This window comes from Petrotoga halophila DSM 16923, assembly GCF_002924615.1.
Window position 1 is genome coordinate 1 of the sequence record NZ_JALY01000246.1, and the last position, 13933, is coordinate 13933.

Annotated in this window: 12 protein-coding genes and 1 other RNA gene; 4 read left to right on the plus strand and 9 right to left on the minus strand. The window is 33.2% G+C overall.

From position 1 onward, the window contains the following. The first annotated feature begins 242 nt into the window (after positions 1 to 242). From AA81_RS11845 to AA81_RS11860, 4 genes are all read left to right on the plus strand, one after another. Positions 243 to 1922 (plus strand): phospho-sugar mutase, encoded by a 1680-nt coding sequence (locus tag AA81_RS11845; RefSeq protein WP_103899140.1) that lies wholly within the window; start codon positions 243 to 245, stop codon positions 1920 to 1922. 24 nt (positions 1923 to 1946) lie between these two features. After that, positions 1947 to 2525, plus strand: coding sequence for a hypothetical protein (locus AA81_RS11850; RefSeq protein WP_103079240.1), 579 nt, complete (start codon positions 1947 to 1949; stop codon positions 2523 to 2525). Between the two features lie 11 nt (positions 2526 to 2536). Further along, positions 2537 to 3274 carry a tRNA pseudouridine(38-40) synthase TruA gene (gene truA / locus AA81_RS11855; RefSeq protein WP_103079241.1) on the plus strand — a complete coding sequence of 246 codons (738 nt, stop codon included), beginning with the start codon at positions 2537 to 2539 and terminating at the stop codon, positions 3272 to 3274. Between the two features lie 134 nt (positions 3275 to 3408). After that, positions 3409 to 4398: a hypothetical protein gene (locus AA81_RS11860; RefSeq protein WP_146050392.1), complete on the plus strand. Its 990-nt coding sequence runs from the start codon at positions 3409 to 3411 to the stop codon at positions 4396 to 4398. A gap of 4 nt (positions 4399 to 4402) precedes the next feature. Here the strand turns inward: AA81_RS11860 and AA81_RS11865 are convergent, their stop codons facing one another. From AA81_RS11865 to AA81_RS11900, 9 genes are all read right to left on the minus strand, one after another. Then, complete coding sequence (locus AA81_RS11865) at positions 4403 to 5131, minus strand: ATP-binding cassette domain-containing protein (RefSeq protein WP_103079243.1); 729 nt, start codon at positions 5129 to 5131, stop codon at positions 4403 to 4405. A 6-nt stretch (positions 5132 to 5137) separates the two neighbouring features. Beyond that, positions 5138 to 5314 (minus strand): hypothetical protein, encoded by a 177-nt coding sequence (locus tag AA81_RS14305; RefSeq protein WP_169926348.1) that lies wholly within the window; start codon positions 5312 to 5314, stop codon positions 5138 to 5140. A 179-nt stretch (positions 5315 to 5493) separates the two neighbouring features. Continuing rightward, complete coding sequence (gene hydF, locus AA81_RS11870; protein ID WP_103899141.1) at positions 5494 to 6690, minus strand: [FeFe] hydrogenase H-cluster maturation GTPase HydF; 1197 nt, start codon at positions 6688 to 6690, stop codon at positions 5494 to 5496. After that, a complete protein-coding gene (hydE, locus tag AA81_RS11875) occupies positions 6668 to 7810 on the minus strand; it encodes a [FeFe] hydrogenase H-cluster radical SAM maturase HydE (protein WP_103899142.1) in 1143 nt (380 codons plus the stop codon). The genes hydF and hydE overlap by 23 nt, the downstream gene beginning before the upstream one ends. 18 nt (positions 7811 to 7828) lie before the next feature. Then, complete coding sequence (hydG, locus tag AA81_RS11880; protein WP_103079246.1) at positions 7829 to 9244, minus strand: [FeFe] hydrogenase H-cluster radical SAM maturase HydG; 1416 nt, start codon at positions 9242 to 9244, stop codon at positions 7829 to 7831. A gap of 249 nt (positions 9245 to 9493) precedes the next feature. Then, positions 9494 to 9853: a transfer-messenger RNA gene (gene ssrA, locus AA81_RS11885) on the minus strand. A gap of 81 nt (positions 9854 to 9934) precedes the next feature. Continuing rightward, positions 9935 to 10555, minus strand: coding sequence for a HEAT repeat domain-containing protein (locus AA81_RS11890; RefSeq protein WP_103079247.1), 621 nt, complete (start codon positions 10553 to 10555; stop codon positions 9935 to 9937). A 16-nt stretch (positions 10556 to 10571) separates the two neighbouring features. Further along, positions 10572 to 12167, minus strand: a complete 1596-nt coding sequence (locus tag AA81_RS11895) for a DNA repair protein RecN (protein ID WP_103079248.1) — start codon at positions 12165 to 12167, stop codon at positions 10572 to 10574. Positions 12168 to 12228: 61 nt separating this feature from the next. Then, positions 12229 to 13647: a glycosyltransferase gene (locus AA81_RS11900; protein ID WP_103079249.1), complete on the minus strand. Its 1419-nt coding sequence runs from the start codon at positions 13645 to 13647 to the stop codon at positions 12229 to 12231. Positions 13648 to 13933: the final 286 nt, after the last annotated feature.

The following is a 13933-nucleotide window of genomic DNA, read 5'->3' on the forward strand; positions in this document are numbered from 1 at the left end:
GAGAGTAGGTATCGCCCCCTTCCCTTTTTTTAAAATGTTTCTCTGCCCAAGTCCCGCCCTAAAAATTGCCGCGTAGAATATACGCGGCATTTTTGCTTAATAAAAAGGAAAAAATATGATATAATTTTTTTGATGAGTTTCGATGTGAAAGGACGGGGAGTTACAGGGCGAAGTGCTATTAAAGCAAATTTTCAAATTTCTAAATTCAGTATAAACTTCAAAAAATGGAGGTAGGGAGTGAAATGGAAGACGTTAAAGAAATTGCATATAAAAGATATCAACAGTGGCTTGAAAATGTAACAGACGATTTCAAAGAGGAATTGTTCCGTTTAAATGATAATGAGGATGAAATTATAGATCGATTTTATAAAGATTTAGAGTTTGGAACTGGTGGTTTAAGGGGTATAATGGGTGTTGGAACCAACAGAATGAATGTATACACCGTAGCCCGAGCAACTCAGGGATTCGCTAATTATTTAAAAAAATATAAAGATTTTCCTAGTGTTGTTATTGCTTACGATACAAGGATGAACTCCGACTTATTTGCAAAGGTTGCTGCTCGAGTGTTGGCTGCTAATAACGTTAATGTACATATTTTTGATCAAGTTGCTCCTACACCGTTACTTTCTTTCACTGTCAGAAAATTAAAAACAGATGGAGGAATAATCATAACCGCGAGCCATAATCCACCAGAATACAACGGTTACAAAGTTTACACATCCGATGGCACTCAAGCGGTTCCCCAATATGCTAATGAAATTACTTCAGAAATTGAGAAGTTAGATTATTTCAAAGATATCAAGTTGATGAGCTTCGAAGAAGCAGTTAATTCTGAAAAAATAAATATACTTAACGAATCCATTTTCAACGATTATTTAGATGAAATTGAGGGATATATTAGGTCATTAAATCCAAAGATGGATAAAAAGCCCGTAATAGTATATACACCATTGTACGGAGCGGCTTTGAAATTAGTCGAAGGCATTTTGAATAGGTTAGGTTTTGAGTTTAGTCTAGTTGAAGAACAATCAAAAATTGATACTTCCTTTTCAACTTTAAAGGTTCCTAATCCCGAAGAAAAAGAAGCGTTTGAATTGGCTTTGAAAAAAGCAAAAGAAAAAGATGCCGATCTTGTTTTGGCGACGGATCCTGACGGAGACAGAATAGGAGTGTTTGAAAAGTACAAAGGTGATTATGTATCTTTTACAGGAAATCAAGTTGGAGTGATGTTGTCTCATTATTTGTTAAGCAAATTTAAGGAATTTTCTTCCTTAAAACCTGATGATTACATTGTAAAGACTATCGTTACTACTGATATGGTTAAACCCATTGCTCAAGAGTTCAATGTAAAAGTTGAAGAAACATTGACAGGATTCAAATATATAGGAGAAAAAATTGAAAAATATATGGGAAGTGGAAGGAAATTTATATTTGGATTTGAGGAAAGTTATGGATATTTGGCGAATGATCATGTGAGGGATAAAGATGCCATAATCGCTGTTGCATTAATTTCTGTTATGAGTTCTGAATTACTTTCCAAGATGAAAACACTCACCGAATATTTGAAGGATCTAAAAGAAAGATATGGCTATTACGACGAAAAACTTCTTTCTTTTACCTTTGAAGGGTTTGAAGGGACTCAAAAAATAAAACGTATAATGACCAAGATGAGGAAAAACCCTCCGATAAAAATTGGTAATTTTAACTTGAAGGAAACTTTAGATTATCTTAATGGGATAGAGGGATTCCCGAAATCCGATGTAGTGGAATTGAGATATTCAAACGTTAAAATAATAGCAAGACCTTCAGGAACAGAGCCAAAGATTAAATTTTATATTATGGTAAAATCAGCTTCTGAAAATGAATCCGGTAAATTAATAAAAGATGCTGAGCAGGCTATCTCAGAAATTGTAAATGTATAATATACTAAATAAAGGTGAGTGAAAATGCGGTTTCATAACGTTTTGTTTTCAGATAAAGGGAATTTTGTAGAAATCAATGATATTTCATACTTGGATGGTAGCACGATAAAAATAAACGATATTCTTCCACCCTCTATTTTAAGAAAAAGTTCTGATCATTTCGTGGGATATTTTCTGGTGGAAGAAGATAATAATGATTTATCAGGTATAAGAAGATATTTAAATATAAGCGAGCGAAAAGGAAAATATCTTAAATTAAGTTATTGTGATGACATTTCCAACAACGTTAGAGAGATTCATGGTGATTATGTTGATCTTGTCTCTAAATATGTAGGGTTAAGGAGGGTAATTTCTTCTTTCAATGATTTGATTTTAGAAAACGATATAAATAATAATTTTAGTTATTGGCTAGAAAAGACAGTTGAAAATGTCCCTTTTGATATTAAAGAGTTGATCGCTCAAAGAATTACAAAACTTGTTAATTTGTATTTGATAAAAATCTATGAAGGAATTTATAAAAAGAACATAGATCTGTTAAAAAAATTTGAATCGGAAATCGCATTCAAAATTTTAGAGGCTCAATTAGTACAGAAGACGTATTAGGAGGAATTTTCGTGAAATGGGTCGCAGCAAAGGTAATGTATGATGGTACAAACTTTTATGGTTATCAGAGTCAGCCGACATTTCGTACCGTTCAAGATGAGTTTGAAAGAGCACTAAAAATTATTTTTAAAAAAGAAATTCCATCTTATGCGTGTGGAAGAACAGATACAGGAGTACATGCGATGGGTCAAGTTATTTCATTTAAGGTAGAGAACGAAAATATGACCGAAAAAAATATAAAAGATGCTTTGAATGCTATTTTACCAGAAGATGTATATGTAAAGGAAGTCAAAGAAGTAAAAGAAGGGTTTAATCCAAGGGCTGAGGCAAAAAAAAGAATATATCACTATTTTATTTATACAAATGAAGATCCAAATATATTTTTAAGAAACAGAGTGTGGTGGGTTCCCCTCACATTAAATTTAGAAAAGATGAGGCAAGCATCAAGATATTTTGAAGGTGAGCATGACTTCACCAGCTTTAAAACGGGAAACGATGAAAGGAATCCTATAAGAACTATTTACAGGGTAAGAATAATAGAGTTAAGAAAAGATATAATTTTGATAAGAGTTGAAGGAAAGTCTTTTTTAAGAAGAATGGTTAGAAATATTGTTGGTGCATTGGTAAAGGTGGGTACAGATGTATGGGAAGTGGAAAAAATAGAGGAAATTCTGGAAGCAAAAAAAAGAGCATTGGCTCCTGCATCAGCTCCCCCTCAAGGGTTATATTTTTATTCAGCTTTATTCTAATAAGCGTTTTAACTTTAGCAAAAGTGGAAATAGGCTTAGTTTATAGTGGCCCGTCGAAATATTTCGACGAGGTTTTATTAAATCTCTACAAATATGCGGATATCTCCGTCCCTCCTGGTGAAAACTCCCAAATTATGGAAATAGATTATATTAACAATCTATTCTATATAAAGTATAAAAATAAAACCGTTTCAACTTCGTTGGAAAAGTTAGATAGTACTATTCATGAAATACTTAATGAACTTCCTAGGAGTGTCTTTGTTATTGCAGAAAATTCTTTTATTGTTACAGATGAGGGAACCAAAACATCTAAATTTCTAAGTTGGAATGAAAATATGAATGTACTTCTAGATGTGAATGGTTTTATTTTTGAGCATCAATTTTCTCCACCCATTGGTGAGATGATTACAAGAGTACCTTCAAAATGGATAGAGCTAGAGATTACGGGAGATAGTAGAGAAGCTACTTTAAACAATCTAAAAATAAAAACACCAATTACAATAAATGTACCACCTTCAAAACTTACTTTAACAAATGGATTGAAAAAAATAGAAATAGACTTAACAAATTATGAAAGTGAAAAATACACATTAGATCTTGAAAAACAACAAATATATGAAAAAGTTGAAACTAATATAGATAAAGTATTTGAAATTGAAAGTGGAGTTTTCTTCTACGGCGAGCCGTTATCTATTTGGCTACCGAAAAAAGGAGACCCTGTCATTACCAAGTCCAAGTTTTATTGTGATTATGGTGATATAGAAGAAAAAAGTAAGACATTCTATATAGATGGAGAAATTGTTTTTGCCTACGAAAAAGATAATACAGTTTACTTGCTTTCTAGTTCAGGACAATTTGTCACTTTAGGCAAAAAAAATATAAATCGAGATTTTGAAAGAGCTCCTTTATCCATTTTGGTAACAGATGAATATATCCAGATAAAAACTTTCAAAATGGAAAGTTATAGGATTGATTTTGCTGGAGGAATATTTAAAGAAGGAAATGTTTACAATATGTTTTTAGAATTACCTTCTTACCAACCTCAAAAGGAATACGATTGTGGTAAGTTCGATATCGAAATTGCGAAAAACGAAGTTATAATCTATTCTAATGAAGACGAGTGAATGACTAAAGAGGGAAGTTCAGTAAAAAACCCTCAATACTTCCTTTGTAAATAATCTCACCCTTATCCAAAAAAACAATCTTTTCAGCGATGTCAGAAAACAAGGAGAGATTTCTTGTTGAAATAATCAATGATCGATCTTCTTTTATATCGAAAAGAAAATCCTTAATATCTTTATGCATGAAATCGTCCAAATGGTCTAGAATAGAATCAAATATAAATACTTGGGGGTTTCTAGCTAAACTTAGAAAAATTATAAAAGAAATCTTATCTCCAATAGTCCAATTTTCAAAATTCTCATAACTTTTTAATGAAGAATGATTAGAAAAAATATGTGCAATATTGAGCTTTTCAAGAAGCATATATTGTTCTTGAGAAATGTCGGAAGGTTTTATTCTTAAAGCGAGGTTGAAGACTTCGCTTAAAGTTAAGAAATTGATATTATCGACAAAAGTAGGTTCAGAATAAGCAATTGTGGATCGCAAATATCTTTTTTCAATGCTATTAACATCCTCACCTAAAAATAAAACCTGTCCAGTGGTTTGGATACCTTTAAAAAGTTCCTCATTTAATGCTACCATAGACCTTGCTAACAAAGATTTACCTGCATTCCTAGGTCCATAAATCAAAAGGATTTCATTTTTCGATATTTCTAAATTAATATTCTTCAATAATTTTAGATTGTTGATGTATACAGATAGATCTTTAATTTCGATAATTTTATTTTTATCCATTCTAATCTAACGTTTTGTACTTTTCTTATTATTAAAAAAATAATCTTCTTTGGCTAACGCTAACTTTCTAATACTTTCTTCGTCGTTAGCATTTTTTAGAGATCTAATAAAATCAATTTGAGAAGAGTATTTGAATTTGAAAGAATCATCTTCACGATAAGTACTTTGATTTTTCTCGTACACCGCAATTCGCCGCCTTTCTTCACTTAATCTTTAAATTGGTGGCTTACAAACATTATGATACTCTCTTCTTTATACAAAAAAGCTAAATTTCATTACAATTCTTTTATAAAACAGTGAAAATCACGTGTTTAAGGAAAAAAGAAAGGCCCCCTAAAATCAGGAGCCTCAATGAAAATTGTTTATAATGAAAGAGGTTCTAAAGTTCTTTTTAGGGATCCGTGGAGAAATGATATTATTACTCCATAATTTACAATGGGAATGCCTAATCTATTTATCGCATTTATTCTTCTCATCATCATTCTTCTTGTAAGAGTACATCCTCCACAATGTACCACTAATTTTACGTTCTTTACATCTTCTATGTCAGGGAATTCCTTGCCGGCAATAAATTTAAAATTCAAGGATTTTTGAGTATATTTTTCGAGCCATTTTGGAATTTTGACTCTTCCAATATCTTCACTTAACGGACGATGAGAACAACCTTCCATTATAAGAACAGTGTCGCCATTTTCCAAATTATTAACCACGTCCAAGTCCTTAGTTAAAATACTGATATCCCCCTTATGACGAGCTTCTAATATTGAAAATGTAGTTAGGTTTATATCTTCAGGCACTAACTCAGCAACCCTTCCAATAGCTTGAGAATCTGTGATTACCAACCTTGGTTTTTCTTTCAATTTACTAATTATTTCACTTACTCCCTCAACAGATGTCACAATTGGGAAAGCCTTTCTATCTATTGCTTCTCTTATAGTTGCCACCTGTGGCATTATCAATCGACCTTTTGGTGCTCCAGTGTCTACCGGAACCACTAGTAAGACTATATCGTTACTTTTAATAAATTTTGGAAGCATGGGAATTTCTTCTTCTTTTGGTTTTAACTCAGTCAAAGCTTCTTTTACTCTTTCTATATTGATTTTTTCTTTGCAAGAAACTTCTAAAACTGGTTTTTTGAAAGAATTAATATATAATTGTTTTAAGTTAGAAATGTTGTTAAGTTGATCTATCTTGTTCAATATGATTATAAATGGGATATGCATCTTTTCAAAAAGATTGCAGATGAAGTGTTCAAATTCGTTTGGTTCAGAATCAACTACTAAAACTCCTATATCAGCTTTGTAAAAAGCTCGTTTAGCCCTTTCAATTCTTTTTTCCCCGAGTTCACCTTCATCGTCTATTCCGGGGGTATCAATTAAAGTAACGGGCCCAATTGGTTGTAACTCCATGCTTTTATAGACTGGATCGGTAGTTGTTCCGGCAACGTTGGAAACAAGAGCTATTTCTTGGTTCACTATTGCGTTTATCAAAGAAGATTTTCCAACGTTTCTTCTTCCTGCTATAGCTATGTAGGTCCTATAACCGGATGTTGCAGGCATTCTTTTTCTCCTCCATTCGTTTTTGGGTTATTTTGGAAGGTGAGAAGCCTAATTGTTTGATTTTCTCATACGTTTCATAAAACTCTACTTTTATCTTATTATCATAGATGTTGTAATTTTTTCTATATACCTCTGGAGTTATGTTAACCATGATAACGTTACATCCTGCATAAAAACCTTGGTATTGTAAATCTGGAGAAATTGTTCCTAATGCGGTAGTGGTAGGTATTTGCGCCTTTGGAATACAAAACCTTGTAGCACAGTAAGCGTTTAAAGTTAATTCACCACTTCCACGAGGATGATCTTTTAACGGAGTGTTTTCAGTTGGGATAAAAGGACCCATACCTATCATCCTAAGATTTTCGTTTCTCATAAAAAGAATATCTTCTGCTATGTCTTCTAACGTTTGTCCCGGTAAACCTATAATATTACCCGAACCTGTCACATAACCCAGGGTATTCATGTACCTTAAGAGTTCTATTCTATTATCATAGCTTTTTTCAGGATGAATATTTTTAAAAATTTTTTTGTTGATAGTTTCATGTTTTAGAAGCACTCTTACTGCGCCAGCTTTTCTGAATTTTCTATACGACGAAAAGCTTCTTTCCCCAATGGATAAAGATACTGGTAAACTTGTTTTTTTTCTTATTTCTCTAATGAGGTAGATTAAATCATCATCTGTGTATTTATCATCTTCACCACTTTGAAGAATGATCGTATCTAAACCAAGTATCGCTGCCTGATTTGCCACTTCAATAATTTCATCGGGAGTCATCCGGTACCTTTGTATAATTGGATTCTTAGCTCTCAATCCACAATAGTAACAGTTTTTCTTACAATAATTTGAAAACTCGATAACTCCTTTAATGTTTATATAATCTCCTGTATACTCTTTTCTGATCAGATTTGCAACCTTGAAAAGTTCTTCTCGATCTTTATCATGTTTATTTAAAGACAAGATTTGGATGATGTGTTCTTTTTCAATGGTTTCATTAGATATAAAATAATTCACAATATTCTTAACTTTTTCAGAAAAATTAGTGTAATCAGCCCACTGGGATGGGGAATGTGGAACTTTACTCTGTAACTTTTTTAAAATCTCGTGATTTTGTAATTTCATATAATACATCCCTTTGCATCAAAAGTATAGATCTCTTTTTCCAGCCTTAACAAGATATATTCTTTCCAATAATTTCTCTTTAATGGGCCCATCATCCATATTTTTTAATTCTTCTTTGATCCTTTTTTCGATAGATATTCTGGTATTTTCCAGTGCGTAATCTTGTGCATATTCTAATAGAGTTAAAATAGCGTTGGGAGTACAAAACCTTTTCACAAATCCAGGTATTGCAAACTCCATGAAATGCTCACCAGTTCTCCCCATACGATAGCATGCGGTACAAAATGAAGGAAGATAACCTTCGATCGCTAATTCATTTATTACAGCGTCTAAACTCCTTTGGTCACCTAAGGTGAATTGGCTTTTTCTATAGGCTTCTTGGTCTTCTGTTGAATATGCTCCAATCCCAATGTTAGAACCAGCATCGATTTGTGAAACTCCTAACTTTAATATCTCGTTTCTTATATGGGAAGGTTCCCTTGCTGTTAAAATTAAACCAGTATAGGGTACAGCCAACCTTAAAATTGCCACTATCTTTTTGAATTCATTATCATTAACAAGGTAGGGAGGTTGCTCAGATAAAGGGGTATTTAAGGCTGGTTCCATTCGTGGAAAGGAAATTGTATGTGGACCAAATCCAAAGCGTTCTTCCAAATGTATGGTGTGAGATATAAGTCCCATAACCTCAAATTTATAATCGTAAAGTCCAAATAAGGCACCGATCCCAACGTCGTCCATACCTGCAGCTATTGCTCTGTCTAATCCGTATAGTCTCCATATATAACTTGATTTTGGCCCCTTTGGATGAACTTTCTTATATGTTTCATAATGATAAGTTTCTTGAAAAATTTGAAACGTTCCTATACCTACTTCTTTTATTTTTTTGTAATCATCAATTGTCTGAGGGGCAGCATTAATATTCACCCTTCTGATCTCACCGTTTCTGTTTTTAGTTTTGTATACAGTTTCTACGGTTTTAGCGATGAAATCCGCATCGTAGTCAGGATGTTCGCCATATACTAATATCAATCTTTTGTGACCTTTGTTTTCAAGGGCTCTTACTTCTTTCTCTAATTGTTCAAAACTAAGGGTATTTCTAAAAATTTCGCTGTTACTTGATCTAAAACCACAGTATTCACAATTGTTTATGCATTTGTTTCCAATATAAAGAGGGGCAAATAACACTATTCTATTCCCATATATGTTCTTTTTTAATGTTCTTGCTCCTTCAAAAATCTCTTCTAACGTTTCATCATCTTCAACGTTTAAAAGTGTTGCGACTTCATCCGAATCCAATCTTTCTTTTGATAACGATTTTTGAATAATGTCTCTGACTTTTAATCTACTTGGGGATTTCATTTCTTCCAAGAGCTTAAATATTTCATCTTCTTTGATAAAAGATTTTTGATTTGCCTTATCTCTTACCCAAAACACTTAATCAACCTCCCATATTTGTGGATTATACGGTCTTTAGAATCTCTAAATTTTATATATAGCGCTCCTTCGCCCCGCAGCCCACCCATAAGGATGGAGAATCAGCGTTTCGCCTGCTCCCACTCCAGGGAAGAGTTTTGCCCTGTTACCTTTTTAAAATCAAATTCTTATTTTATAGGATCATTTCATTTCTTAAGTAAATGTATCTAGTAAATATGTGAAATTTTTAACATACTACCTTAAAAAAAATGGTGGAGACGGCGGGAATCGAACCCGCGTCCGAAAACAGGCGAAGTCGGCTTCTCCGAGCGCAGTCCGCAATCAGCTTTCGGAAATTGTGACTTTGCGGACCGAGTCACAATTTCCTATTACCCATTGATACTTCTAAAATCCGGGTAAGAGATTTTAGAAGTGGAACCTTTTTCTGACGCCTCATTCCTCAAGAGAGGTTCCAAGAAAACTTGAGGAGAGACGAGCTGCCGTCTACGCAGCAGCTAATGCTAATTCTGGTTCTTCGGCATTTCAATATTTTTTCGTTTTTTACGAGGTTTCAGACTCCTCGACTCGCTTCCCGACTTCAGCCTATTCCCGTCGAACCCAATCGTCCCCATACTTTATTCTTTGACCCCGTTCGGGGTGAATTTTTTTTACTGGGATACATCTATATTATAACAAATTTTTAGTCCAAAATCAAGACCTTTTGAGATGCAACTCCAGCTTTTCGGATATTTCAGGGTCACGTTCTTGTAGGTATGGAACTAAATCAAAATTCTTAGTCAAGATTTTTGTTATTGAATCCAAAATAAGTACTTTTAAAGAGTTGTTGGTAGTTTTATAATATTTCTCTAAAAGTATATCTAAAGTTTTTCTGCTTGGTAACTCGGTGATGGCCATAACGCTTATCTCTTCTATTTCCCCCTCGTCACTGTCAATATAAGTTTTCAATATATCTAAATAAGATTCATCTTTTGTGATTTTTAATAAATTCTCTATGATCAAAGGGAAAGCCCTTTCATCAGAAAATTTATTGAACATCATCTTAAGGTTTTCCACTATTTCATGACACTTCAAATCAGACAAAAGTTCAGCTAGATACAACAAAACAGTATCGTCTTGAAGGTTGAGATTGAATCTTCGTTTGAACTCTTGTAAAAGGTATTCTTTTCCTTCGGGTGCCATGACGCTCAATGCATCTCGCGCCAATTCTCGAACTTCGTAATCTTCGTCATCTAATAGCTCTATTAAATTAGGAATAGCTTGAAGCCCTTTTTCATCTACTATCTTTTTTATCAGATCTTCACGACTGTACATCTTTTACACATCCTTTTCAATAGACAATGTTTCCGTACATTTCTTTTATTTCTTCTAATCTTTCATTTTCTGATAATTTTACGATTGTTGAAGTAGTTTCTTCGTTCAACGATTTTACTATTTTAAAATGTTCAGTGGCGAAATTTGCAACTTGTGGCATATGAGTAATTACAATAATTTGTTTATCTTTTGATAATTCGTTTAGTTTATTTCCTACAACATCTGCCATTCTTGGGCCAACTCCGGAATCAATCTCGTCAAAAACCATAGTATCAATTGCATGATTTTTCCCTAGTACAACCTCAACTGACAATATTATTCTAGATAATTCCCCACCGGAAGCTATTTCGGATAAAGGCATAAAATCACTCTTTGGATTTGTTTTTAATAAAAAGGTAATCCTATGTGCGGACTCTTTTTTTGGTTCTTTTAGTTTTTCTATCTTCCAATCTATCTTACTATTTTCCATATTAAGATCCTTCAGATTGTTTTCAATGTTTGATTTTAAATCGTTGAGAAAAGGAGAAACCTTCCCTATTATTTTATCACTGAGTTCTAATAATTCCTCTTTCAATTTATATAATCTTGGTTCTAATTCGTGAAAATCGTTTTTGATCTCGTCTAACTCACTTTTTTGAATTTTGAACTTGTTGAGATTTTTCAAAACATCATCAAGAGAAGGTCCATATTTCCTTTTTAACTCGATAATTTTATTCAGTCTCTCACTGACTCTTTCTAATTCTTCTGGATCACTCTCTAATTCAGACAATCTATTTTCTAAAAGCGTGTATAATTCAGTTATCTGTTCCTGAATAGAGGAAGCTAAAGAATGTTCTTCAGTGAATCCAAAATCATTTAGCTTAGACAAATTGTAAACTATATAACCAATTTCCTCATCAATACTTTGTTCATCTCTATCTTTTAGTATGTTTAAAGACTCCACCAATCGTTCCCTGATTTCTTCTATATTGTTTAGAGTTTTAAATCTAGCAGAAAGTTCATCATCTTCAAGAGGCCGTAGGTTCGCCTCTTCAATTTCCTGGATCTGGTAGTTTAAAATATCAATATTTCGAAAGATTTCTGTTTTATTGGTTGGAAGGTTTTCTAACTTTCTTTTCAAATTCAAGTATTCCTGGTAACCCTTATCGTAATCAGAAAAATAATCGGGGAATTTGTCTCTCAAAATCTTAAAGATCAAAGAATTTTGGTAATTCTCATCTCTCAAAGCTATGTTGGAGTCTTGAGAATGTATTTCTAACAGATACTTCGAAATGTCTTGAACGACGTTTTTAGGAACTATTGTATCGTTAACTCTGAAAAGTGTCTTTTTAGGAGTGAAATTTACAGCTAAGATCAAATCATCACCATCAAAAGGCACGTATTCCCTCAGCATCTCTTTGATAAACTCATTAACAGTAAAATACGCTGAAACGGACCCTTCAGACGTTTTCAGATTTTGAGGAACATTTCCTATTAAAAAAAGGTTTAAAGCATTTAGAAACATAGATTTTCCTGTTCCCGACTCACCGGTGATAGTACAGAAATTGTCGCTAAAATCCACGTTAGCACTTTTAAAAAGACCAAAATTTTTTATAGACAAAGAAAGTAGCATTCACCACACCAACCTTAAAATCGGCACTTTTTTCTTCTATCATCGAAATTATACCATAATTTTAAATCTTTTTATTTTTTAAAAAATCAATTATTATTTCTTTTGCATCTAAAGAAGGTACTTTTTCTATGGTTTTTTTGGGAAGTTTAACTCCTCCCTCTATAACCTCTAAATATCCTCTAGCAGTGCTCTTCCAAGTATAATTTTCTAAAACTCTTTTTTTAACCTTTTTTGAAAAATAGTCATAATTATTCAAACCTTTTATTAAGCCCTCAACAATATCTTGTATATCTTCAGGATCAATTAATACACCTGAACCATCTGAGAATATTTCACTTGGTCCACCATTCTTTGTTGCAATAACAGCGAGGCCACAAGCGCCTGCTTCGATAGGGGCTAAGCCAAAGGGTTCATAAAAAGAAGGTAGAACAAAAACAGACTTTAATTTTGAAAAGAATTTGTAAGCAGTAGCTAAGGCAAGTTGAGATTTTAAATCAAAAAAATATACCTTATCTTTTATATCTGCTTTTTCTATTTCTTCCAAAATTGGGGTTAAGATGGATCTTTCATTCTCCGACAATTTATGTATGTCGGTGAAAGGATCAGGAATGCCCCTAAGAAATATTCCTAGATTTGCCTTATCTTGAAGATCTTTAGAATTTGCGTATGCCTTTACAACAGAAATATGGTTTTTTTTGAGATCTAAACGGCTGGAGAGAATGATAAAAGGTTTTTGCTGCTTGTTTAATTTTTTTTCAATTTGAGCAACAGTCTCCTGATCGAGGTCAGTCAAATCATCGTTAAAGATCTCCGTGTTAACACCAGGAGGAATCACTTTGTATTTACTGTCGTTTTCAACTTCAGAAACATCGGCATACAACGGATGAGAATACTGCTCGTATCTTTCCATTGATGTGGAGACAATAATTTTAGACGCATATTTCATGGACAACCTTTCAGCCATTATTCTTTGAGAAAAATGATACTCTTTGTCGAGATCTTCAAAATTCTCATGGGAGACGTTTAATTTATCCATTTTTTGGGCACCTAAAGAATGCCCTGTGAACGAAAAATTCACACCCAACTTTGATTTTAAAAGAACTCCAGAATAACCTCCATCGGCGTAATGAGTGGTTACGAAATCTATCTTTTGATTTTGGTAAAATGCGAGAATATTACCAACGTATTCCTTTAAATGAGGCCACAATAGCTCTTTGTTTAAAAATTTTTCTCCGCCAAAAGGTATTCTGACGATAGTTGGGTTTTGAGTTGTATCGAAATAATCCAATTTCTTAGAAAACTCAGGCCAATTTGGGTCGATTATCTGTCTGGTAACTATATCCACAGAAACGTTCAAATTAGCCAACTCTTTCGATACCTCTTTAACGTAGATCAACTGTCCCCCAAAATCAGGATGTTCAGTTAAATGAGAATCATTTTTGTCAAAGTTGCCCTGAGGATTGAGAAACAACACCTTCATTAGAAATTCCTCCAATAGTCTGTTATTTACAATATAACAAATATATTTTACCATACTTTCAATAAATTTTCTTTTCGATGCGCATTTTAGAAACATAATCTGAAAATATGCTATAATTCTAAAGATTTCATTTTGTATTCCCGTGTGTGTGCAGCAGAACAAAAAATAAAAAAACTTTTAGTCTTATGGGTGGGCCGCTAGGAAAAAGAACAAAAAACTTTTTTCCTTATGGGTCGTCAGCAAGGCCAAAAAATGAAAACTTTTTTCCTACGAGGGTGTTCTGGGG